The sequence below is a fragment of the Streptomyces sp. NPDC057682 genome (assembly GCF_042799575.1).
Taxonomy (GTDB): domain Bacteria; phylum Actinomycetota; class Actinomycetes; order Streptomycetales; family Streptomycetaceae; genus Streptomyces.
The window spans coordinates 200,121-221,550 of sequence record NZ_JBHVIN010000015.1; the positions used below are offsets into that span (position 1 = coordinate 200,121).

27 protein-coding genes are annotated in these 21,430 nt (G+C 69.3%); 18 read left to right on the forward strand and 9 right to left on the reverse strand.

The window, feature by feature from the left end; translation table 11 throughout:
• Positions 1-18: 18 nt before the first annotated feature.
• The 5 genes from ACFVDM_RS26805 to ACFVDM_RS26825 all read left to right on the forward strand — a co-directional run bounded on the left by ACFVDM_RS26805 (position 19) and on the right by ACFVDM_RS26825 (position 2,365).
• On the forward strand, positions 19-303 hold the full coding sequence (locus tag ACFVDM_RS26805) for a hypothetical protein (RefSeq protein ID WP_383645244.1): 285 nt from the start codon (positions 19-21) through the stop codon (positions 301-303).
• Positions 272-799 (forward strand): DUF6879 family protein, encoded by a 528-nt coding sequence (locus ACFVDM_RS26810; protein WP_383645246.1) that lies wholly within the window; start codon positions 272-274, stop codon positions 797-799. Before ACFVDM_RS26805 ends, ACFVDM_RS26810 begins: the two co-directional genes overlap by 32 nt.
• A gap of 37 nt (positions 800-836) precedes the next feature.
• The gene (locus ACFVDM_RS26815; RefSeq protein ID WP_383645249.1) at positions 837-1,688 is read left to right on the forward strand and encodes a helix-turn-helix domain-containing protein; all 852 of its coding nucleotides are present in this window, start codon (positions 837-839) and stop codon (positions 1,686-1,688) included.
• A 99-nt stretch (positions 1,689-1,787) separates the two neighbouring features.
• Positions 1,788-1,994 carry a hypothetical protein gene (locus tag ACFVDM_RS26820; protein ID WP_383645252.1) on the forward strand — a complete coding sequence of 69 codons (207 nt, stop codon included), beginning with the start codon at positions 1,788-1,790 and terminating at the stop codon, positions 1,992-1,994.
• Entirely contained in the window at positions 1,991-2,365 is a 375-nt protein-coding gene (locus ACFVDM_RS26825; RefSeq protein ID WP_383645257.1) for a DUF6415 family natural product biosynthesis protein, read from the forward strand. The genes ACFVDM_RS26820 and ACFVDM_RS26825 overlap by 4 nt, the downstream gene beginning before the upstream one ends.
• 219 nt (positions 2,366-2,584) lie before the next feature.
• On the opposite strand, the gene ACFVDM_RS26830 is transcribed toward ACFVDM_RS26825, so the two are convergent.
• Positions 2,585-4,690: a HEAT repeat domain-containing protein gene (locus tag ACFVDM_RS26830; protein ID WP_383645260.1), complete on the reverse strand. Its 2,106-nt coding sequence runs from the start codon at positions 4,688-4,690 to the stop codon at positions 2,585-2,587.
• A 161-nt stretch (positions 4,691-4,851) separates the two neighbouring features.
• Here ACFVDM_RS26830 and ACFVDM_RS26835 point away from each other — a divergent pair, with 161 nt between their 5' ends.
• A complete protein-coding gene (locus ACFVDM_RS26835) occupies positions 4,852-5,076 on the forward strand; it encodes a hypothetical protein (protein WP_383645263.1) in 225 nt (74 codons plus the stop codon).
• A gap of 4 nt (positions 5,077-5,080) precedes the next feature.
• Here the strand turns inward: ACFVDM_RS26835 and ACFVDM_RS26840 are convergent, their stop codons facing one another.
• A complete protein-coding gene (locus ACFVDM_RS26840) occupies positions 5,081-5,263 on the reverse strand; it encodes a hypothetical protein (RefSeq protein ID WP_383645266.1) in 183 nt (60 codons plus the stop codon).
• A 2-nt stretch (positions 5,264-5,265) separates the two neighbouring features.
• Positions 5,266-5,622: a hypothetical protein gene (locus ACFVDM_RS26845; protein ID WP_383645269.1), complete on the reverse strand. Its 357-nt coding sequence runs from the start codon at positions 5,620-5,622 to the stop codon at positions 5,266-5,268.
• Between the two features lie 18 nt (positions 5,623-5,640).
• Here ACFVDM_RS26845 and ACFVDM_RS26850 point away from each other — a divergent pair, with 18 nt between their 5' ends.
• From ACFVDM_RS26850 to ACFVDM_RS26870, 5 genes are all read left to right on the forward strand, one after another.
• On the forward strand, positions 5,641-5,973 hold the full coding sequence (locus ACFVDM_RS26850; protein ID WP_383645272.1) for a DUF6233 domain-containing protein: 333 nt from the start codon (positions 5,641-5,643) through the stop codon (positions 5,971-5,973).
• Between the two features lie 41 nt (positions 5,974-6,014).
• A complete protein-coding gene (locus ACFVDM_RS26855) occupies positions 6,015-6,245 on the forward strand; it encodes a hypothetical protein (protein ID WP_383645275.1) in 231 nt (76 codons plus the stop codon).
• 139 nt (positions 6,246-6,384) lie between these two features.
• Positions 6,385-7,314 carry an ADP-ribosylglycohydrolase family protein gene (locus ACFVDM_RS26860; RefSeq protein WP_383645279.1) on the forward strand — a complete coding sequence of 310 codons (930 nt, stop codon included), beginning with the start codon at positions 6,385-6,387 and terminating at the stop codon, positions 7,312-7,314.
• A gap of 123 nt (positions 7,315-7,437) precedes the next feature.
• Positions 7,438-8,103, forward strand: a complete 666-nt coding sequence (locus tag ACFVDM_RS26865; RefSeq protein WP_383645282.1) for an ArsR/SmtB family transcription factor — start codon at positions 7,438-7,440, stop codon at positions 8,101-8,103.
• Positions 8,100-9,437 carry an MFS transporter gene (locus ACFVDM_RS26870; RefSeq protein ID WP_383645285.1) on the forward strand — a complete coding sequence of 446 codons (1,338 nt, stop codon included), beginning with the start codon at positions 8,100-8,102 and terminating at the stop codon, positions 9,435-9,437. Before ACFVDM_RS26865 ends, ACFVDM_RS26870 begins: the two co-directional genes overlap by 4 nt.
• A gap of 72 nt (positions 9,438-9,509) precedes the next feature.
• On the opposite strand, the gene ACFVDM_RS26875 is transcribed toward ACFVDM_RS26870, so the two are convergent.
• The 4 genes from ACFVDM_RS26875 to ACFVDM_RS26890 all read right to left on the reverse strand — a co-directional run bounded on the left by ACFVDM_RS26875 (position 9,510) and on the right by ACFVDM_RS26890 (position 14,863).
• Complete coding sequence (locus tag ACFVDM_RS26875) at positions 9,510-12,545, reverse strand: Tn3 family transposase (RefSeq protein ID WP_383645288.1); 3,036 nt, start codon at positions 12,543-12,545, stop codon at positions 9,510-9,512.
• A gap of 114 nt (positions 12,546-12,659) precedes the next feature.
• Positions 12,660-12,947: a hypothetical protein gene (locus tag ACFVDM_RS26880; protein WP_383645291.1), complete on the reverse strand. Its 288-nt coding sequence runs from the start codon at positions 12,945-12,947 to the stop codon at positions 12,660-12,662.
• 575 nt (positions 12,948-13,522) lie between these two features.
• Positions 13,523-14,233 carry a hypothetical protein gene (locus tag ACFVDM_RS26885; RefSeq protein ID WP_383645294.1) on the reverse strand — a complete coding sequence of 237 codons (711 nt, stop codon included), beginning with the start codon at positions 14,231-14,233 and terminating at the stop codon, positions 13,523-13,525.
• Between the two features lie 429 nt (positions 14,234-14,662).
• Entirely contained in the window at positions 14,663-14,863 is a 201-nt protein-coding gene (locus ACFVDM_RS26890; protein WP_383645296.1) for a hypothetical protein, read from the reverse strand.
• Between the two features lie 338 nt (positions 14,864-15,201).
• Between ACFVDM_RS26890 and ACFVDM_RS26895 the strand changes: the two genes are divergently transcribed.
• A complete protein-coding gene (locus ACFVDM_RS26895) occupies positions 15,202-16,068 on the forward strand; it encodes a DNA ligase (protein ID WP_383645299.1) in 867 nt (288 codons plus the stop codon).
• Between the two features lie 73 nt (positions 16,069-16,141).
• On the opposite strand, the gene ACFVDM_RS26900 is transcribed toward ACFVDM_RS26895, so the two are convergent.
• Positions 16,142-16,834 carry an HNH endonuclease family protein gene (locus ACFVDM_RS26900; protein WP_383645302.1) on the reverse strand — a complete coding sequence of 231 codons (693 nt, stop codon included), beginning with the start codon at positions 16,832-16,834 and terminating at the stop codon, positions 16,142-16,144.
• Between the two features lie 516 nt (positions 16,835-17,350).
• On the opposite strand from ACFVDM_RS26900, the gene ACFVDM_RS26905 reads away from it, so the two are divergent.
• The 3 genes from ACFVDM_RS26905 to ACFVDM_RS26915 all read left to right on the forward strand — a co-directional run bounded on the left by ACFVDM_RS26905 (position 17,351) and on the right by ACFVDM_RS26915 (position 18,878).
• A complete protein-coding gene (locus ACFVDM_RS26905; protein WP_383645305.1) occupies positions 17,351-17,875 on the forward strand; it encodes an RNA polymerase sigma factor in 525 nt (174 codons plus the stop codon).
• A complete protein-coding gene (locus ACFVDM_RS26910) occupies positions 17,872-18,582 on the forward strand; it encodes a hypothetical protein (RefSeq protein ID WP_383645312.1) in 711 nt (236 codons plus the stop codon). Before ACFVDM_RS26905 ends, ACFVDM_RS26910 begins: the two co-directional genes overlap by 4 nt.
• 89 nt (positions 18,583-18,671) lie before the next feature.
• Complete coding sequence (locus ACFVDM_RS26915) at positions 18,672-18,878, forward strand: hypothetical protein (protein ID WP_383645317.1); 207 nt, start codon at positions 18,672-18,674, stop codon at positions 18,876-18,878.
• Between the two features lie 72 nt (positions 18,879-18,950).
• Here the strand turns inward: ACFVDM_RS26915 and ACFVDM_RS26920 are convergent, their stop codons facing one another.
• On the reverse strand, positions 18,951-19,202 hold the full coding sequence (locus ACFVDM_RS26920; protein ID WP_383645320.1) for a hypothetical protein: 252 nt from the start codon (positions 19,200-19,202) through the stop codon (positions 18,951-18,953).
• 225 nt (positions 19,203-19,427) lie between these two features.
• Between ACFVDM_RS26920 and ACFVDM_RS26925 the strand changes: the two genes are divergently transcribed.
• Genes ACFVDM_RS26925 through ACFVDM_RS26935 form a run of 3 tightly spaced genes read left to right on the forward strand, consistent with a single transcriptional unit; the run spans position 19,428 to position 21,363 of the window.
• On the forward strand, positions 19,428-19,658 hold the full coding sequence (locus ACFVDM_RS26925; protein WP_383645323.1) for a hypothetical protein: 231 nt from the start codon (positions 19,428-19,430) through the stop codon (positions 19,656-19,658).
• 14 nt (positions 19,659-19,672) lie between these two features.
• Positions 19,673-20,251 (forward strand): RNA polymerase sigma factor, encoded by a 579-nt coding sequence (locus ACFVDM_RS26930; protein ID WP_383645326.1) that lies wholly within the window; start codon positions 19,673-19,675, stop codon positions 20,249-20,251.
• Positions 20,248-21,363: a hypothetical protein gene (locus tag ACFVDM_RS26935; RefSeq protein ID WP_383645329.1), complete on the forward strand. Its 1,116-nt coding sequence runs from the start codon at positions 20,248-20,250 to the stop codon at positions 21,361-21,363. Before ACFVDM_RS26930 ends, ACFVDM_RS26935 begins: the two co-directional genes overlap by 4 nt.
• The last annotated feature ends 67 nt before the right edge of the window (positions 21,364-21,430 follow it).

Here is a 21,430-nt window from a genome sequence, read left to right on the forward strand (position 1 = left end):
ACGGTGATGTGCGCAACTATGCACAACTGGCTCGCTTCGGAGGCGATCATGGCGTTACTTTTCTTCGGTACGGACCCGACCTCGGGCGGGGGTAACTGCCCGGCGGTATGGGTGGACACCGACACCGCCGAGGGACCCGAGCTGGTGTTGCAGGGCAAACTCCCCGACAAGGAGACCCGGGCCGCGTGCGGCCAGGACAGTCCGCCCGCGGACGACGAGGGGATCATCCGGATCCCGGCCCGGATGATCGGGCAGATCAGGAGGGCGTGTGATGCCGCAGAAGCCGCCGGCGCCCACCTTTGAGGAGCTGCTCGACTCCGCCCAGTACCAGGCCCTGCACCTGGAACTCCGCGACGTCTACGCCGTGGGGGAGGAACGGGACGTCTACGAGGCGTTCCTGCGGGACGGGGCGGTGCCCGCGGACGACTCGGCGTTCTGGGCCGGGTGGCTGCCGCTGGTGGAACGGACCGTGGCCCGCGGGGTGACGGTCCGCCGGGCACGGATCGTGTCCGAACCGGTCACCACCTACATCCGCTTCGAGCACGCCATCACCGACGCCAACCTCCGCGCCGGCGAACAGGTCCGCTGGCTGCCCCGCCGCCGCGCCTCCGCCCTCGCTCTGCCGGGCAATGACTTCTGGCTCATCGACGACCGGGTCGTGCGCTGGAACCTGTTCTCCGGCGATGGCAAGGCCCTGGAGCCGGACCACACCGAGGACCCGCACGTGGTCAAACTGTGCGCCGAGGCGTTCCGCACGGTGTGGGACCTGGCCACCGAACACGCCGACTACCGCATCTGACCACGACACCACGCACACCCCAGGGGCCACGCACCGCATGACGACCGCCTCCCCATCCTCCAGCGCGCAGGCGGCCCGCGAGGCGCTCGCCGTGCGCCTTCAGCACCTGCGCAAGGACGCCGGCCTCACCGGGCGCGAGCTTTCCGCCCGGTGTGGCTGGCACCCCGCGAAGACCACCCGCATCCAGATGGACGCCGTTCTTCCGTCGGACGCGGACATCCGGGCCTGGTGTGCGGCGTGCGGAGCGGACGGCCAGGCCGAGGACCTCATCGCCACCGCCCGCGCGGTCGACTCGATGTACATGGAGTGGCGCCGCCTCCACCAGGGCGGCATGCGCCAGGTCCAGCAGGACTGGTACACCCTGCACGAGCAGACCCGCCACTGCCGCGTCTACCTCTCCAATGTGCCCCCCGGCTTCCTTCAGACACCGGCGTTCGCCACCGCCCTCATGGAGCAGATCACCGCCTTCCAGGGCACGCCCAACGACGTCTCCGAAGCCGTCGCCGCCCGCGTCGCCCGCTCCCGCTTCCTCTACGAGGGCGGCCACCGCTACGTGATCCTGATGGAGGAGTCCGTCCTGCGGTTCCGCACGGCCGACCCGGAGGCGATGCGGGGGCAGCTGCGCCACCTCCTGGCCGTGATGCCGCTCGCCTCCGTCTCACTCGGGATCATCCCGTTCACCGCGCAGCGCACCGTGTGGCCGCTGGAAGCCTTCTACGTCCACGACGACACCATGGCCGTGGTGGAGACCCTGACGGCGGAGATCAGAGTGACGCAGCCCCGCGAAGTCGCTGACTACGCACGTGCGTTCGCCGGCCTCGCCGAGATGGCCGTTTACGGCGACGCCGCCCGCGCCCTCATCCACACCGCGATCGACACCCTGGAGTGAAATCCCGCAATTTTCCGCAACTTCATTGAGGGTCAGCCCTGCCGCTGCGTAGCGTCGAACGACACCGACGCACCCAGGACACGACGGAGGCGGTGCCCCATGAGCGCACCCACACCCACCGGTCACCAGCCGGACGACCGCGGCCTCCAGCCGCCCGCCTTCGGCCAGCCCTCCCCGGCGCTGATCGCCCGCGCCGACCGCGGCTACGCCCGCTTCCTCGCCACCCCCGCCGCCGCCCCGGGCCCGGTCCACGAGCCCGAAGCCGGCGGCCACGGCCAAGACCACGATGCGGCCGGCCCGCGGTGAGCGGCACCCACACCGTGCTCCACGACCCCCAGGGCCTGATCGAGGGCGAACTTCCGCTGGACCGGGGCCCGCACGAAGCGCTCGTCACCGCCGTCCTCGCCTGGGGGTGCCTGGACCTCGCGCCCCGCGACTACGAGCAGATCGCCCTCCAGCTCACCGGGCATGCCCGCGCGCTGGCCGCCGACGTCCGCCACCGCGCCTCCGCCCTCCCCAAGGACGACGGCCGCGCCGCCCTTGCCGACGTCGTACTCCGGGAAGCCGCCCAGATCCTCTCCGTTCCGCTGGACGGCACCGCTCGCTGCGCACAGGATCGTGCCCGCCTCGTTCGGGCTCTCTACGCCCGGCTCGATCGCCTCGCAGCACCGTCCTGACCCTGCGGCTGATGGTTCCGGCCGTCGACCCCGCGACCCGTAGCCGATCCGCCCCTCACCCGCGCCGTCGTCGCGGGTGAGGGGCGGATCGCAGCTCCCCGTATCGGTTCTCACAGGCACGGAGCCGGCTGCCGTTCCCGGGCGTTGAGCAAGCTGGTGCCCGGCTCGCCCGGCGGCGTCGTCCGTCCCGCGTCCTGTCCGGGGTGCGGCGGCGGCCCGTCAGGGGCGGCAGAGGCGGGCGAGGACGGCCTGGCAGAGGTGCTGCACTTCTGTGTCGCTGCTGATACTGCGGAATCGTCCCCCGCGGCGGGGGAGCGCGAGCTCGGCCTGGATGCGGGGGATGGCTGGCGCGGCGGCAGGACCCATCCGGTCAAAGCAGGCCAGGACGTAGTTGCCCGTGGCGTCGTTTCCCTCCCAGGCGGCCAGCAACGTCGGCACGACGACGCCAGCTTCGGTCTCGCCGCCGATGTCCCAGATGGCGGCTGCGGCATGGATCCGGGTCCAGTCGTACCCGTTGTCCAGCAGCTCGCGCAGTCGTGGGAGCGCGACCCGGGCGGGCGGGCCGATCCGGCCGAGGGCATCGGCTGCCTCGTGGTGGCAGTGGGTGTCGAGCAGCGCTTCGAGCCGGGGCACGGACTCGGCGGCGTCGCGCCCCAGTTCCCACACCGCGATTGCCGCGGCCGCCCGGAGATTCACGTCCTTGGCTTCGGTCAGCGGGCGGATGACCGTCAGGGCCGGTGCGGCCCCGGGGCCGAAAGAGGCGAGCGCGTTCACCGCGGAGGTGGCCGTGGACCACTGCTCATGCCGGGCCGCGGCGCTGACGGCATGGGTGAGTGCGGGCAGGCCCGCGGGGTGACGCAGCGCGGCCAGGGCGGATACGAGAGCCCCAGCACCCCATTGCTCGGAGAGATCGGTCTCGGCAAGGAGCCGGGCCAGTCTCGGCACGAGGTCCCCAGCGGCCAAGCTCAGGTGCCCGGAGACCTGAATGGCACGCCACGCATCGCACCCGGTATCGAGCGCGGTCAGCAGGCAGGGCAGGGCACGGACGTCGCCGAGGCGCGCCAGGGCCATCACGGCTTCCTGATGCGCGCGGCGCCGCGCCGGATGGGGAGCGGCCCACACGTCGGATCCGTGAACGCCGCGGTGCGCCTCGACGTAGGCGGCCAGAGCGTCGCGGGCCGGTTCGGCGAGAGAGGACAGCGATCCGAGGGCTTCGGCGGCCGCGGTGGAGGTGTACGGGTCCTCGGGGATCAGGCATCCGGCGAGGAGCGCGACGAGCGTGGTGTGCTCGCCGCGCCAGGAACCGATCAGTTCCCGGGCCATGGAGATCGCGTCGTACCGGGTGGCCGGGTCAGGGCTGCGCAGCTGTTCGGTGAGCAGCGCGGTGCGCTCGGGCAGACGTGCGCCGAGCACCGCGTGGAAGGTCCGCAGGAGATCGGTGGTGGGTGCGTGGACACGGCTGTGCCGTTCGAGGTCGTCGAACGCGGCAGCGATCTGAGGCGGAACACCCTGAGCCTGTGCCTCGGCCGGCTCGGCACCGCAACCACAGTCCTCCGGCACGTCCCCGTTCTTCGTGCCCGCCGACTCGGGCCGGGCCGCAGCGGTGAGCCGCCGGAGCAGACCGATCGCCGTCGGGACTGTGCCGGCGTCGACGGCGGTGGGGGAGCAGCGTGCCCGGTGGACCAGCGCGGCCAGGCGGATATCGGGATCCGCGGCAGCGTCGCCCGCGAGGACATCGAGCCACGCCACGGCGGAGGACCGGGCGGCCGGCAGCCGCAGCGCCAGATCTGCCATGGTCCGCACGACCAGCAACCGCTCGAAGGTCCCGGACTCCGCGGACAGCCGATCACGCAGGAGCGCGACGGCCCGGCCGGCGTCGTCAAGGAAGTGGCCCAGGCCCTCGATCGCCGCCCGGCGCACGGCGACGTCAGAGCTACCGGAGTGAGTGACGAAGATATCGGCGCGCCCGCGAATCAGGGCCAGGCTGTCCGCGCCGGCTGTGGACTCGGTGCCGTCCGGCGCGAAGTAGACGCCGTCGCCCCGCTCGGCCGATTCCAGGCCGATGCTCACCACCAGCTCCACGACGGCCGCGGGGTCGGGAGTCGAGGCGTCGTCGGCCATGGCGAAGAGAAACGGGAGACTGGCCGCCGTACACGGATACACGTCACCCTGATGGTGCGCCGCACCGTAGAAGTCGCTGAATGCCCGGTTCCGGACGTCCGGATCGGGCGAGGCCATCGCCCGCAGCCACGCGGGGACATCGACGGCGGAGCCATAGGCGTGACTCATCGACGACCAGTCGATGCTGTCCAAGTCGTTGATCATGGCCGGAACTCTGCCGGACACCACTGACAATCACACCGGCAGCCGGTGAGTGGGACCTCCCCGCGTTCACGGAATCGATGCTCCCGGGGGCGGTGCCCGCACGACTCCGCTCCCTTCCTGACCTGCGGCTCAATGTCAGTGCTGCGGTTTAGGATCCCGCCGTGGCAGAACCGAGCGATGAACTGATCAAGCTGTGCAAAGCGGCCGCCGAGGCCCAGACGGCGGCGACATCTCAGCCGTACAGCCAGGAGGCCTGGGCCCCCTGGCTTCAGGCCGCAGAGCGATTCCAGCGTGCCGTGACCGCAGAGGCCGAGGCGACGGAGACCAACCGGGTCGAGCTGGAGCAGGCGGCGAAGAAAGCTGCGCTGCACCCCGAGAACGAGTAGGCGGTCAGGGCGGCCATGACCTCAGGACCTCGCCGGTGACTTCGTCGACGAGGTCGATGCGGGCGTTGTGACCGCGCTCGCCGATCCAGCGTGTGTACTTCTTCTCGGCGGTCGGCAGGTCCGCCCACCACCCGCGCATGATGATCCTGGGGCCGATCGACAGCGTGAGCCGGTACCGGTCCACCACGGCTACGCCTCGTCCGTGACGACGGTGAGGGCGACCCCCACGGTGGCGGCGGCCTCGCGCAGCACGGCCATGGTGTCCTCCAGCGGGCCCGGCGGGCCACCGCGGGGCGTGGTCGCGACGAGGCAGGGCATGCACCGGTCGACCCAGCGCCGGCCGAGCGGCGTTTCCGCGATCGCGGCCACGGTGGCCGGGTCGCCGCACCGTACGCACGGATACCGGGCGACGAGCCGGCCCGTGTACACGCATTCGGGAACCGGCCGTGCAGGGGCCGGGTCCAGGTCCGCCGGATCCACGCCGAGGTCCTGGAGCAGGTCACCGCCGTCGTGCACCGCCACCACCTCCTCGCCGCAGCCCAGCACCGGCATACAATAGAACGCGTGTACGACCTTCCGTCCGATCTGCCCCGGCTTCGCACACTGGAGCACCAGCTCAGCATCTGGCTCGGCCATATCCGCGCAGCCATCGCCGCGGCCGAGCAGAGGGAAGCCGAGCGGCGGCAGGGCGAAGAGCGGCGGCCGCCGGTACCGGACTGGATCGTCGAGCTCGGGATCGGCGTCGGCCGGCCGCCCAGCGAGGTCCACGCCGGCCACTGCTACGCCGCGGGCAAGCGGCGGCGGGCCATCGACCGGGACGAGGCCCGCGCCCTTCTGGCCAGTGGTGTCCGGGCGTGCACGCGCTGCCGCCCGGACACCGACCTCGGCATGGAGTAGCCGACCGGGCGGACCACGTCCTCGCGGCGCAGGATCGGCGTGTGGAGTATCCCGTCAAGCCCGCCCTCGCCGAGGCCGTGCCGGTGATCCCTTCCGGGCCGGGCTGGTGGTACGAGCCGAAGGCCGACGGGCACCGGACGGTTCTCCGCCGTACCGACGACACGGTCATCCTCTACGCCCGGTCCGGGCGCGTCGTCACCAGCCACTGGATGGACCTGGCCGTCGCCGGGATGGCGCTCCGGCCGGGCACGACACTGGATGGCGTTATGTGACCTGTACGGGTGTCTCAGCCCCATGGTGTCTCAGGCGGAGCACCTCCGTAGACGAGACACGTTCGTCGCCGATGGGTCGGGAGCCCAAGAAGGAAATAAGGCCGCGCGGCCGTCGGCGCGGCACAGATAACCTGCGCGAATGGAGCGGATTCAGCGGGCCGCTGGCGCGGTTGTCGGGTCAGCGGTGGGTGACGCGCTGGGCGGCCCCTTCGAGTTCGGTCCCCAGGGAGCGTTCTCCGCACGGTTTCCCGAGCCTGGTGCCGGTGGCGAGATGTGCGGAGGCGGCGGCTGGGACCCCGGCGAGGCCACTGACGATACGCAGATGGCCGTCCTGGTCGCGGAGTCGCTGCTGGAGCGGGGCGGACTGGATCTGCCGGACATCTTCGCCCGCTTCCAGCGGTGGGCGGCATCAGAACCGAAGGACATCGGCTTGCAGACCGAAGACGTCCTGACCAACGGCATGCCCTGGGACCTCGCCGCTGCGATTCACTTCCAGGTCAACCAACGAGCAGCGGGAAACGGCTCGTTGATGCGGGCATCGACCTCCGCGGTCTACTTCGCCTCCTCCGGCCAGGAAGCCACCATGGACGCGGCCCGCCGGATCGCTGCCCTCACTCACGGTGACCGTGCGGCCTGGGAAGGCACCGCGATCTTCCACGAACTTATCCGTGTCACCTTCGAGGACACCGACCTCCTCGCCGCGCTCCCGGACATCCTGGCTGTTGTCCACCCCGACCACCGCGGCCGCTACGCCGCAGTCCTCGCGCCCAACTGGCACCCCGATCAGGCGACCGAGTTCAACGGTGCTGTCTGGCCCTGCCTGGGCTCAGCCGTCTGGGCGCTGCGCACCACCACCAGCTTCGAAGACGCGATACGCGCGGCGATCGACCTCGGCGGTGACACGGACACCGTCGCCGCGGTCACCGGAGGCCTCGCGGGGGCGTACTACGGGCTGGACGCAATCCCAGCCCGCTGGAGCCAGCCACCCCATGTCCCTCTCCCCGGATTCGATGGGCGGGTGCTGCACCTGGCAGATCTGCTCCATCTTGCGCGCCGCCTCGGAGGCTGAACCGGGTCCTGCTCACCAATCGGCCGATGGATGGGCAGTGGCACCTCAAAGGCCCCTAGACCGCAAAGACTTGTTCGCAAAGGATCCTTTGCGAACAACTCTTTGCGGTCTAGGGTGGGCGGTATGACTGACCCAAACGTGAAGCCGGACGGCCCGAACGTTGAAGAGGACGCAGTTGTCCTAGATGCCAAGGGGCTGCGTGCCCTGGCGCATCCGGTGCGTGTGCAGTTGGTTGGGCTGCTGCGGAAGTACGGCCCGTCGACGGCCACCCGCCTCGCGGAACGGCTCGGCGTGAATTCCGGTACGGCCAGCTACCACCTCCGGCAGCTCGGCGCGGCCGGTTTCGTCGAGGAGGACACCGAACGGGGCAACGCGCGAGAGCGCTGGTGGCGTTCGGTGCACCGGACGATCTGGTTCAACGATCCGGAGCTGGCCGAGCGGGAGCCCGAGGCCGCACTGGCCTATCAGCAGTCCGTCGCCGCCATCTACACCCTGCGCACGCAGCAGACCCTGAACGGGCTTCAGACGATGCCCCGTGCATGGCGGAACACCTTCGACATGAGCGACTGGGCCTTGCGGCTCACACCCGAGGAAGCCGCCGCCCTGTACCGGGAGTTGACGGACGTCATCGCGCGCTATCGGCGAGACGCGCCGGAGACGGCGGCGGGTGCCCCCGAGGGCGCCGAACGGGTCGCCGTGATCACGCAGATCCTTCCCGAACTGGATGCGCCTGCCGCGTCGTCGCTCCCTTCCGGCCCTCAGGAAGAGGAAGGAGGCCCGACGTCATGACCGACGACGCCTCGAAGGCCGACGGCATACCCGGCAAGAGGTCCTTACGGCCGCTGGGCGGGGTGCTGGCGGCCATGGTTGTGTCGCTGACCGGCACTCGGATCTCCGTTGTGGCACTGCCCTGGTTCGTCCTGGTCACAACTGGGAGCGCCACCCAGACCGGACTGGTCGCCTTCTGCGAGATGGCGCCCTACGTGGTGGTCAAGGCGTTCACCGGGCCGCTGGTGGACCGGATCGGCCCGCGGGCCGTTTCCTGGACCACCGACCTGGCCAGCGCGACCGCCGCCGCCGCGGTTCCCCTGCTCCACGTCCTGGACCTGCTGTCCTTTCCCCTTCTGCTGGTTCTGGTCGCGCTGATCGGCGCGGCCCGGGGACCCGGCGACCTGGCCAAGGAGGTGATGGTCCCGGAGGCGTCTGAGCGCGGCCGGGTGCCGCTGGAGCGGGCCACCGGTCTGGCCGGTGTGATCGAGCGGCTCGCCTCTACCGTCGGCCTGGCGGTCGGCGGATCTCTGGTGGCGCTGCTCGGTCCCTTGACCGGACTTGCCGTCAACGCGTGCTGCTTCGCCCTCGGATCGGTGATCATCAAACTCGCGCTGCCTCGCGGCATGGGGCACGCGGTCGAGGAAGCCCCCTCGCCGACCGGGGGAACCGGACCGGGCTACTGGCGGCGGTTCGGCGAGGGCTTCACCTTCCTGCGCGGCGAGCCGCTGTTGCTCACAGTCATCGTCATGTGCGGCATCACCAATCTGCTGGACGCGGCGATCACCTCAGTGCTCATACCTGTCTGGGCCAGGGAGTCCGGCAACGGGCCGACCGCGATCGGCCTGATGGGCAGCGTCATGGGGGCCTCGGCGGTCGGCGGGAGCCTGATCGCCGCAATGGTCGCGCACCGGCTGCGGCGGCGAGTGGTGGTTCTCACCGGTTTCCTGCTGGCCGGGGCACCGAGGTTCCTGATCCTCGCCTTCGATGCCCCGTTTGGGGTGGTACTGACAGTCTTCGCGGTCAGTGGGTTCGGAGCCGGCTTCATCAACCCAGTGATGGGGGCCGTCCTCGTCGAGCGGGTACCGCGCCGAATGCTGGGTCGGGTCAACGCGCTCGGTGACTCGCTGGCCTGGGCCGGTATCCCTCTCGGTGGGCTGCTCGCCGGGGCGGCGGTGACCGCTGTCGGACTCGTGCCGGTGCTGCTCACCTGCGGCGCCGCGTACTTCCTCACCACGAATCTGGCTGGACTGCGGCCGGAATGGCGCGAGATGGACCGCACGCGTGGACAGGGCGTCCTGAAGCCGCATTCCAAGGAAGACGCCTCACAAGACAGTGCGAATGCAGCGACCTGACGCTTACGGGAGGGAGGTGGACCATCTGGCTTCCTTCTCCCTCCCACCGCTCCTTCTGACCTCGCCCACGCTTCACGCACGCTCAGATGACTGCTGGTCGGCGGTGTCCGTCGGAACTCGGGGACCCGGAAGTCTGACCGCAGCAAGGTCGAGGCGCGTGTCCATGTCGAGGTTGACCTCCCCGTAGGGCCGGACGTGCGACCAGAACAGCGGGGTCAGGCCACGCCGGTCGGCGGGCGTGAGGAGCTCGGCCCACTCCGGTTCGCCGAGGATGTCCTGGAGCATCAGGGTGTTCACGTAGACCAGGGCCGATTGCAGAATCCGCAGGCACAGCACGAACATCTCCTGCTCGTCGCGCCGGTTCGAGGCGATCTCCCCGCCCTTGCCGTAGGCGATCACGGAGTTCGCGCCGTTGGAGGACTCCATCACGTTCAGGCCCTCCTCGATCTCCCGCTGGAGGTCCCGAAGCCGCAGGTACCGGGCCACGAAGATGGTCTTCTGCGCACGCCCGACCTCCAGCATGGCCGCGTAGGTGGGGTGGGAGGCGTTGCGGGTGAAGCGCCGCAGGATCGCCTCGGTGGACGCGGTGCGGGTACGGATCGCCGTGGCGTACTTGATCATCTGGTCGTACTGCCGGGCGATGAGTTCCCAGCGGATCGGGCGGGTCAGCGCCGGGGTCAGCTGCGGGTAGGCGTCCGGTTCGCCGGCCACTGGCCGGTACAGCTTCACCTTGTTGATCCGCTTGATCCTCGGCAGCAGGTCGAAGTTCAGCAGCCTCGTGATGCCGAACCCGATTTCCGACTGGCCGTGCGAGTCCGTGTAGTTGGCTTCCACGTCCAAGGTGGTGCCGTGCCTCATCGCGCCCTCGATCATCGCGGCGACCTCGGAGGCGGTGCAGTTGATCAGCTGGGAGTGGATAGCCAGGGACTTCTTCTCCACGTGCCAGTAGATGAGCACCCCACGGCCGCCGTAGCGCGAGTGCCACTCGGTGAACAGGTTCTGGTCGTAGGCGCGCACGTGGGTGGAGTCGGAGGCGACCGCGGTCGAGCCCTGTCCCCATAGCTCGGTGCTGCGGGCGGCGAAGGTGGCGTTCGCGATCTGGATGGCGATGGCGCGAGCGGCCTCGGCGGACAGGTAGCGGCGGCGTACGTAGCGCAGTTCGTCCTCGGTGTGGCCGTGGCCGCCGGACGCCACGGCCTTGATCCCGGTGTTCGTGCCGTACGCGTAGATGACCAGCAGCAGGCGCTCGGCCAGTACCTCCGGTGAGAGGCTGCCGCCGCCGGAGACGGAAGTGACCGCGTCCAGGCATCCGGTCCGCAGCACCGCTTCCTTGAGCATGTCGACGAGCGGCACGATGCCCCATCGCCTCTGTACCTCGGCCTTGATCCTGCGCAGGTTGCGCGGCTCGGGCTGGGCCTCGGCCGCCGTGAGCCGGATCGCCCCGGACTTCCGCTCGGCGATGTCCAGCCAGGTCAGCTTGGGCATCCGGTCGTTGAGCAAGGTCAGTTCGGCCGTCATCTGTTCGCGCAGTTCGTCGACGAACACCGCGGCGTCCAGCGGCTTGCGCAGCTCCCGGTAGTTCTCCGCCCGCTTCGCCTCGAAGTCCTGCGGCAGGTCCTCGTCCGGGTCGCGCCACTTGTCGGCGCCGACCACCCAGATCTCCTTGCACTTGAGCTGATCGCGCAGGGCCTGGAAGGCGACGACCTCGTAGACCATGCGCACCACCCGGCGCCGGCCGCGCTTGTCGGCACGGTGGACGACCTCCGCCCAGTCCCCGCCCATCGCCTTGTGGACCGGCACCGTCTCGCCCAGCGGGTAGTACGTCGTGTTCCCGGCGTTCGCGTACCGCGCCACCAGCGCCAGGGCCTCGATCACCGGCCGGTGGGCGTGATTGGAGGAGCGGAACTCCAGCACGTCCAGCAGCTTGATCAGCCCGCGCCGGTAGTGGTTGGTGTAGGACGCCTTCAACGTCGTCTGAACCGTCCGCCGGTAGACCGGCCCGCGGGTCTTGAACTCGTGCACCAGCTCCCGCAGTGTCGCCTCGCCCCCGGACACCGCCGGGAACACGACCTGGCGGACCGTCCCCTCCGGGGTGCCCAGCGACGCCTCGGCGAGCTTGAAGAGGATGTTCTCCTTGCCCGACACCTTCTTGAACGCGTTGATGAGCTGCTCGGTGACCTTCTTCTCCGCCCGCGCCCCGATCCGGTGCACCGTGGAGATCAGCAGCTCCACCAGCGTGTCGGTGATCTCCCGCTCCCACTCGTGCAGCAAGGCGGCCAGCAAGGTCACCCGCAGTGACACCGGGTGCGTCCGCAGGTGGGAAGGCGACTCCACGGCGGCCCGTGCCCGCCAGCCAGCTACGACCTTCGGCGCGACGTCGATGAACAGATCCCGTGGCAGACCGATCGCCCGCACCGCCAGGAGCTTGTCGATCTCGGTGAGCATCGTCTCCAGGCTCACGTTGCCCGGCGCTTCCTTGACCTTCGCCAGCACCGGTGGCGCGTCCTCACCCTCCGTACCGCCGCCCGCGGGTCCGGCGTCGTCCTGGTCGGCGCCGGCCACCAGAGCCACGATCCGCTCAATGCTCTCCACGGTCAGCCGCGAGGAGATCAGGGCCGTCAGCGACTCCTCGGCCGCCCGCAGAGCGGCCCCCACGATTCGGTCGCACCGGCCCGCCGTGGGCGGCTCGATGCTCTCCGTGCGACAGCGAGCCAGCAGTTCCAGCCGGACCTGTTCGGGCCTGCGTTCCTTGTGCGCGACGTGCTCGGCCAGATACGCCGTCAGCTTCTCCGCGTCCGCGACGCTGCACTCACGGAAGCCGAGGTGCTCCCGGATCTGCGCACGGTGGTACTCGACCGTGCGGCCCGTCCAGCCGTAGGACTCCAGCTCCAAGGCGGGTACCTGCACCTGCCGGGCGACGAACTCCACGGCCTCACCAGGCAGCTCTGCCCGGTTCCGGGGAAACCGGCCGTACTGCGTATAGAACTTCAGCAGCACGGCGAAGCCCAGTCGCGTCGCACCACGCTTGCCGGACACAAGCGCCTGCTCGTCCTTCAACAGCGTCCAGTGCTCGACGAGTTCATCCAGGTCCAACGGAGTACGGGCCACGATCGCCGATCGTCCCCGCAGAGCTTCACCCACCGCAGCCGTACAGCCCAGGACTCACCCACACGAGTGACGCCCTCACAAGATCACCGCCGTTTGCGGCTGGTGACAGCATTCTTACCGGCACCCCAAGTCGGGGCGGCCGTCCGCATCCGGCGCGATGATCTCCCCGTCCAGCACCGCCGAACAGCCGCCGAACGCCGCGGGGAGGCCGTGCAGCTCGGGGTAGGCCCGGGTGATCTCGTGCCCGCCCCGGGAGCGGACCGAGACCGACCCGTCGCCGGGCAGGTAGACCAGCGCGCGCTGGCCGTCCTGCTTCGCCTTCACCGCCCACCCCTGGTCACCGCCGGGCAACGGCAGACTCCCCGGCACGGCCAGCATCGGGGCGAGCACGGGAAGGTCCATGCGCCAGATGTGGCCCCAACCGCCCCCGACCACACCCGCGCCGCACCGAAGTCCCCCGGACGGGCCCCGCGGCACGAAGCCCTTTCCTGATACTGGTCCTGAAAAAAGGAACCGCCTGCTTCCAACCAGGCGCCACCGCTGGGCAGTTGGCTTTCCGTGTCCGTACATCGTGGGCTCCCCCAGCTCGCCGAAGAGCGTGTCGGGATCGAGGACGAGCCACGCGAAAACGCGGTCCAGGCGGGGTACTTCCATACCTGTCAGGCATCCCGAAACCTGCCTGCGGTCCTGAATCAGGTAGGCCTGTGTCAGATTCCCCGCCTGGAGCCACTGCTTTCGCGGTACATCTCAAGAGCATGCGGCTTAGACAGCCCTGGAAGCGGTGCCGAAACCCCTAACGGGGTTCCAACACCGCCACCCACCCTGAAATTGAGGGCTACGATCCTGTGTTCGCGAATAGGACAGCGCCACCGATTCCAACGACCAAAACGATGGCCAAGATGACCCCGATAGTCACGCCGACTTTACGCGTGGACATGAATCTCCCCCTTTCAGGATCTGTTCCTCGGGCGTGCGAATTACAAGTTGTACAGCGAGTGGGCCCGGAAGCCCGTCTCATCGCAGCGCACATGGTGACGCTTGTCGAGGGACACACTGAGGCCCGAGATCGTAAGTTCCCCCTCCCATGTCACGTACGCAAGGGCATTTCCGGCCGCAGAAATCCACTGCTCCTCCGGCTGATGACCAAGCACGACGCCGGGATTATAGTTGTACTTGGAAGCCGACACGTTGTAGATCTTGTCAACCTTCGTCGTGGTGGAGTGGTACCACTGCTCGAGCTTGAACTTGGTGATCTTGATTCCGAAGACAGTGGAGTAGAAGGTCGACGAGCACCACCAGTCAGCGGCTGTACCCCGCGCGAGAGAGCGGCTGGCAACTGTCTCGGTCTGGACGACTACGTCACCACCCTTGAGGGTTCTCCGCGCTACCGGATCCGACTCGGTGCCACCTGTCTCTCCGACCGTCGCCTTCAGAACTTCCGGGTCCACCAGATAGCCGAGGAACTGCTGCTGATTGATGGCAGAGAGCGCCTTGAACTGGGTTGCGATCGAGTCAGCCTCGGGGTCGTTCTGGCCATCGAGGTAGGCAAGGTACTCCTGAGCCGTGGGCGCCTGCGGCGCTTCCGTGGCAGACGCTGCGGGTGCCTGATAAGTCAGCGCCCCTGCGAGGATCGCAATTGCAGCGAGAGCCGAATTTGCTTTCATGCGATTGCGTGCAGTGTTGTTCATGTTTCCCCTCTGTTCAACGGTCGGGTTGACTAGAGGGGGAAACAGGACATGGCTCAATGCGCTCTAGACCTCCTGAGCGCCCCCTGCTCCCCTCCCCTGCGACCGCCCCATCCCCACCCCGGGGCTCCGTCGCACTTTTGAATATTCACCCGGAGTGAACCGAAGGTCAATAGAGACTCCCGAGCTCTGAGCTTCTCTTGAGGTTGACCTCAAAAAACTCAGTTGCCCCCAGATCTTGAGGCAAGAAGCGAGTTGACTGGACATGGCGCCACCATTTAATGAAAGTGTAAATTCGGCCAAATTTGTGACTGGAAATAGTGCGCGATTATGCAACTTGATCAACTCGCCGTCGAGTTGTTGTTGAACGACGGAAGCACTCCGAGGAACTCGCGATGCTTGCCGGCGTTTTCGGTGACTGTTTCCAGTCAATCAGGGCCGGATTGTTTTGGCAGGCACGTCCAGGAGCAGGCCGCCGACGCAGTACGCGAAGACCTTCCCGTCCTCGCAGTCGATCATTGCGAGCGGACCATTCTCGAAGCGCGGGTCGCGGTCGGTGGTCGCGGTCGCGGTGGTCTTCTTCGCCACCGCCTTCTTCGCACCCGGGTGCCGCAACGACGCGGCGGGCTTCACGGCGGGCGCCAACTGTACGGCAGCAGCCGGGGGCCGGAGAGCTGCGCGTCGCGCAGGTCCTGGGGGAAGTCGCACGTGGACACACCTAAATAGTACGACCGTTCGAATTCGATGTGCGAGGGCACGCCGGACCCACCGGGCACACTCACCCGAACGCCTCCGGCCGGCAAGACGCTCACCCGCACGCCCACCCCTTGTCCTTGCCCCGCAGGCGGTCGGCGCTTCGCCCGCGCACTTGCCAGTGGTGTCCGGGCGTGCACGCGCTGCCGCCCGGACACTGACCTCGGCATGGAGTAGCCGACCGGGCGGACCACGTCCTCGCGGCGCAGGATCGGACCGTGAAACACCCCGTCAAGCCCGCCCTCGCCGAGGCCGTGCCAGTGATCCCTTCCGGGCCGGGCTGGTGGTACGAGCCGAAGGCCGACGGGCACCGGACGGTTCTCCGCCGCACCGACGACACCGTCATCCTCTATGCCAGGTCCGGGCGCGTCGTCACCAGCCACTGGATGGACCTGGCCGTCGCCGGGATGGCGCTCCGGCCGGGGACGACACTGGACGGGGAGGCGGTGATCTGGAACGGCGGCCGTATCGACTTCGGTGCCGCCCAGGCCCGCGCGGCCTCCGGCATCGTCCGCGCCCGGGCCCTCGCAGCCCGGCACCCCGCCTCCTACCTCGTCTGGGACGTGCTGGAACATCCGGACCGCGGGCAGACCACCGGCCTGCCGTACACCGAGCGCCGCCAGCTCCTCCTCGACCTGCTCCACGATGTGCAGCCCCCCATCCAGGCCGTCCCCGCCACCGACGACCGCACAGTCGCCCAGACCTGGTACGACACCCTCCAGACCCAGGGCATCGAGGGAATCGTCGCTAAAAGGGGCAGCGCCCCGTACCCGGCCGGGCGCGGCTGGATCAAGATCCGCCACGCCGACACCGAGGACGCCCTGGTCGTCGGATACCTCGGGCCCCGGCGCCGGCCCCACCGGCTCGCGCTCGCCGTCGGCGACGAAGGCGCCCCGATCCGGCTCTCGGCACGCCTCGACCCGGTGCTCGCCGGGCACATCGCCGACGCCCTCACCACCGCTACGATCACGGGGGAGCGCCGGGCCGAGGGGGAGACCTACACCGGCGTCGACAGCGACGTCACCGTCGAGGTCCTGGCGGGCTCCGGCCGGCACGGCACGCTCACCGTCACCCGCATGCGATAGACAAGGTGTTCCCGGACCCTGCCTGAGAGGTTGCTGTGGCCCGCACCGTGTGGCGTGCGGGGTCGTGAGGGGGTCAGTCGCAGGTGTCGAGCATCTGGGCGAGCGCGGCGACCTCCGAGTCGTTGGCTGTGAGGTTGTAGAGGGACTTCACGCTGATCCAGGCCCGGCTGTAGGTGCACCAGTACGACTCCAGGGAGGGCTTCCACTTCCCGGGGTCCTTGTCGCCCTTCTGCCGGTTGCTGCCGGCCGACACCGCGATCAGCTGCGAATGAGTCAGATCATTCGCGAAGGCCTTGCGCTGGTCCGTCGTCCACTGGGACGCCCCCGACCGCCAGGCTTCCTTCAGCGGGACGACGTGGTCGATGTCGATGCCGGAGGCGGACGCGATCGTCTTCCCGTCGTACTCGGAGTACCAGCTGCCGGAGGCGGCCCGGCACTGGTCGTCCCGGACGACGTCCTGGCCGTCGCGTTCCAGGACGACCTCCCGAGTGTCGCAGGCTCCGTACTGGGTGATCCAGTGCGGGAACTTCGCGCGCGTGTATCCGGGGACGTCGTTCTCGTCGGCCACGGCGAGATGCGTGAGCTGGAGGCGGGCCTCGGCCGCGTCCGGCGGCGGAGGCAGCTCACGGCTGGCTGGCGCCTGTCGGACGCCGGGGGAGGCGGGGGCGGCCGCAGAGACGGGGGCGGCGGTGAGGGCCGTGCCGGCCAGGGCCGTGACAGCGGCCAGGAGCACGGTACGAGGCGACAGAATGATCATGACCGCCATGCTTCGGCCCCGGCCCGGCGCAGGACCGTTGCCACGCACAGGAGTTCACCCCCGCGAGTGGCAAGTCGTACCGGTTCGCGGCGCGGGCGGGCACGCCGCTCCGGACCGGCGGTCGCCGAACCTGCCTCATGGGGCAGCGAGCGTCCAGGCCCTTCGGGCTTCACGGCAACCGAGCGCTTGAGTGGGCGGCCGGTGAGTACCTGAACTCCCCCAAGCGCACTCGGAGTTGGCAGGATTCACTCGAAGGTGGCAAGAAACCGCTCGCGCGCCGGGGCACCAGCCGTGTGACCTCGATCACGCTACGCATGCACACCAGACCCTTGAGTGACCATCCCTCGCAGGTCAGGACGGCCTCGGCCGCCACGATGATCACTTTGAGCGCCGAACCGAACGCACCGTGTGAAATTCGTATGGGTGTGCATGCGCGTTCCGCCGATTGGTCCGGTTGAGTGAACACGAGCGACCCCGGGAGCCGCTCATCCCGTCAGACCTCGACGAAGAGGACCCAAGTACCCCATGACCGACGACGTTCGTGAGGACGGCCCCATGCCGGTGGCCGAGGAGGCCCCGCTCCAGCTCCCCCTGGAGTTCGAGGCCCACTACCTCACCAACCAGGTGGCGTTCCACGACTTCGCGCTGTACATCCTGCTGACCAACGACCGTGCGGAGAAGGCCGTCCATCGCGCCTACGTGGAGATCCTCACCCGCTGGGACACCCTGCTCGCCGAACCGGATCTGCAGGCCCAGACCTGGCTCATCCTGCGCCGCGCCATCATCGACGAACTGATCGGCGGCTTCCGCGAGGAGGTGGCCGGCCGCGACAGCGGCATCGGCCTCTACCCGGCCCTCACCAAACTCCCCCCGCGCCAGTTCGACGTCGTCGTCCTGCGCTTCATCGGCGGGCTCGACACCCAGAAGATCGCCTGGTACATGGGCCTCACCCCCAGCACCGTCACCCACCACATCCGCAAGGCCCAGGAACGCCTCGCCCCCATCCACCGCCGCGCCACGCGACCGATCAAGAAGAAGGACGTTCAGTGAGCGACACCTGGGAACAGCTCTTCTCCGACGCCGACACCGCCGTCCGCGAACCCCGCCGCGCCTTCGACGTCGGCGCCGGACTGCGCCGCATAGCCCACGACACCGTCCACCTCCCGTCCCCCGGGCCGGTCCCGACCGGCGGCCACCCCGGCGCCGGCCGCCGGCTCGGCGTCATGGCCCGCGTCGTGGTCACCCAGGCCGGGGCGGCCACCCACATGAAGGAGCTGACCGCACTGCTCGGCGGCGACGACGCCATCGCCCAGTTCGACGGATGGACCAGCGGCGTCGACATCGACGGCGTCCAGGTCTTCGCCTGCATGCTCTACCTCGCCCACCACCCCGAAAGCGCCCGCTTCTGGTGGCGCTTCGCCGCCGGCGCCGGCTCCAGCGGCGCCGCGTACTGCCTCTACCTCGACCACCTGGCGCTCGGCGACGAGGGCCAGGCGACATTCTGGAAGCGACAGGTAACCACGTTGTTCTGCCCGGACACGGCCAGGGACCGCGAAGTCGATCCGCAGGCATTCCTCAAGGCCCTGGAGCACTTCACCAACGACTCCGCATCCCGCGACGCCGGCCGGGCCGTCCTGACCGGCGGACTCGAGGCCGATGTCGACCAGCTGGCCGACCACCACACCGACGACGGCCTCGTCTGCCGCCCCGACGCCCGCCTGGCCGACCGCATCCACGAACTCGCCGGCCGCCCCTGAAACGCAGAAGCCCGGCGCGGGGCCGAAGGTTCCTAGGCCGCCCAGCCCCCGCCGGACCACACCAGCACCCCGAAGAACGGAGCACCTTCATGCAGACTATCCGCCGTACCCGCGCCGCGGACCAGACCCCGGAAATCCACCGCCCTGCGACCAAGCCCTCCGCGATCCGCCGCGGCCTGCGCTGGATCGCCCGCCGCCGCACCGCCCTGCTCTCCAGCGCACTGCGCGGTGCCGCCTACGCCACCGGCGCCGGCGTCATCGGCCTGGTCTTCTTCGCGATCCGGCAGCAGATCTGACCCGGCAACAAGGCCGGGCCCAGCCCGGCCTCCTCGAACGACCCGCCAGCCAGCCGGGCGGGGGCACGGTCCTCAGGGGATGTCGCCGTCCCAGACGAACGGGCCGTCGGCGCGGTCAGGGGTGTAGGAGGCGCGGCCGCCGGGCCCGTACGCGCTGAGCGGCGCCATCAGAAAGGCGCCGCCGACGAGCATCGCCTCGCTCCAGCCGGTGACGTCGAGCAGCTGCCCGTCGAGCGGACCGCCGACGAGTTCGCGGTAGGTGTGTCCGGGCTCCGGCCCGGTGTCCGTCTCGTCGCTGCCGTACACCCGTGCTGCGTAGGTCATGCCGCCAGTCTGACCCGGCCACCGGCCCGTGTCCGCGAATCCGCCGGGGTCGCCGAGGCGCCCCCCGGTTGTACGTCCCGGACCTGCGGACCGTGGTTGCCCAACAGGTCTTCCTGCACGTGTCGAGGTTTTCGCAGGTTGAAGTTCACGATCAAGGCTCTCTCAGCCTCTCCTCTGCACAAGACTCGGTCCGGGGCCGGACCCGGCATGAGGGGAAGGCAGAGGATGGACACGACCACGATTGTGATTGCCATCGGCTCGGTTATCAGCGCCAAAGTGTTCGCGCTGTGGGGGCTCTGGCTGCGCCTGCGCTGGCGTTCGCGCCGTGAGCAGTACCGCCACGACTACCTTCTGGGTATCGCGGAGAAGGTGGCTGTCGGCAGCCAGGTGGAACTCGACGACCAGGACCGTGACGGTCACCGGCTGCGGGTGAGCATCTCTCCCGCGGAGGAGTAGGAGGACGCGGCAGCGTGAGTATCCACGAACCGGGGGACAGTCCTGAGCACCCCGCTGGCGCACCCGCGACACGGGACCAGCCCGACCCGCGGCACGACTTACAGCTAGCGAAGGACGCAGCGTTCAGCGCCTTCTACCGCGCCACGGTCCGCGCCTTGGTGGGGTTCTTGGTCAACCAGGGCGCCAGCGTCCACGTCGCAGCGGACATCGCCCAGGACACCATGCTCTCCGCCTACGAGCGCTGGCACACCATCGATCATCCCCGGGCGTGGGTACACACGATTGCCTCCCGCGCGCTGGTCCGCAGGATCGCCTCCTGCGACGAGCAGCCCGTGGAACAGGTACCAGAGCCGACATCACTACTGGCCGACCCGGACGCGATCACGGCCTGGGAGGCCCGCCACGACCTGCTGCCTGTGCTGCGCAGCCTGCCGCCCCGGCAACGTCAGGTTCTGGCCTGGGCCCTGTCCGGCTTCACCCCCGGTGACATCGCCGAACAACTCGGTATGAACGACGACGCAGTACGCGCCAGCCTCTACAAAGCCCGCCGCGCTGTGGCAGAAGCGATCAAGGCACGGGAGGAGGGACAGTGACCGACCACCCCATGCACGACGACGACCAGGCCGTCAGCAACCGGCTCGCCCGGCACCAGCACACCCTGGACGACAACCTGGACAGCTTCCTCGACATCGAAGCCGGCCTGCAGGAAATCCTCATCCAGTCCCGCCACGACACCGCCGTCAACGCCCTCGGTACCGTCCTGAACACCGAAGCCGGACTGGCCGGCATCCTCACGCCGCCACCCCAGCCCCAGGCACCCTCCGGCACACCCAGCACACACCACCACCTCCGTGCAGGGGCCTCCCTTCCCGCACTCAGCCCCGCAGACCGCATGGCCCTACGCGAGCACCCGGACATCAAGGATGCACAACGCGCGCTCGCCCACGACCTCGCCGGCAACCGCGACCGAAACCTCCCCCTCGCCCTCGCCCACGACCTCGCCAGCGCCCTCGCCCGCGACCTCGGCCACGCCGGCGCCCGCGACCCCGACCTCGCCCGCACCCGAGACCTGAACCTCGCCCGCGCCCGCAACCGCGCCCTCGACCTCGTCCGCGTTCTCGTCCGCGCCCGCGACCTCGCCCTCGACCTCGCCCGCAACGGCGACCTCAGCATCGACCTCGGCCTCGCTCGCGCCCGCGACCTCGACCGCGACCTCGTCCGCGTTCTCGCCCGTGCCCGCAACCGCGACCTCGACCTCGATCTCGACCTCGCCCGCGCCCTTGTTCTCGCCCGCGACCTCGACCGCGACCTCGCCCTCGCCCTCGACCTCGCCCGCACCCTCGACTTCAACCCCGCTCACGGCCTCACCCCCGCTCGCGGCCTCGCCCGCGACGCCTTCATCAAGGTCCGTGCCAATGAGGTCTGCCGGGCCATCGGCACGGTCCTACGCCAAGAACCCCCTGCACTCGATGCCGCGTCGGTGACCACGCTCCTGAACGACTTCACCCATGACGACCTCCGCGCCGCTGACCTGAAGGGCCTTGACTTCAGCGGAGTGCACTGGTCGCAGTGCACCCGATGGCCCCCGACCGTCGACATCGAAGCTCTCAAAGCCCGCTCAGACGAGACGCCGCCCGGAAGCGGAATCTGGATCGTCCGGTCCGGAACCACAACCGTCCGAGACTCCGAGGAATCGCCGATCTGACATGAAAGGGCCGCCACCAAGAGGGGCTTGCGCTTTGTGCACACCGTGTGGCATTCTCCGAGTGTGC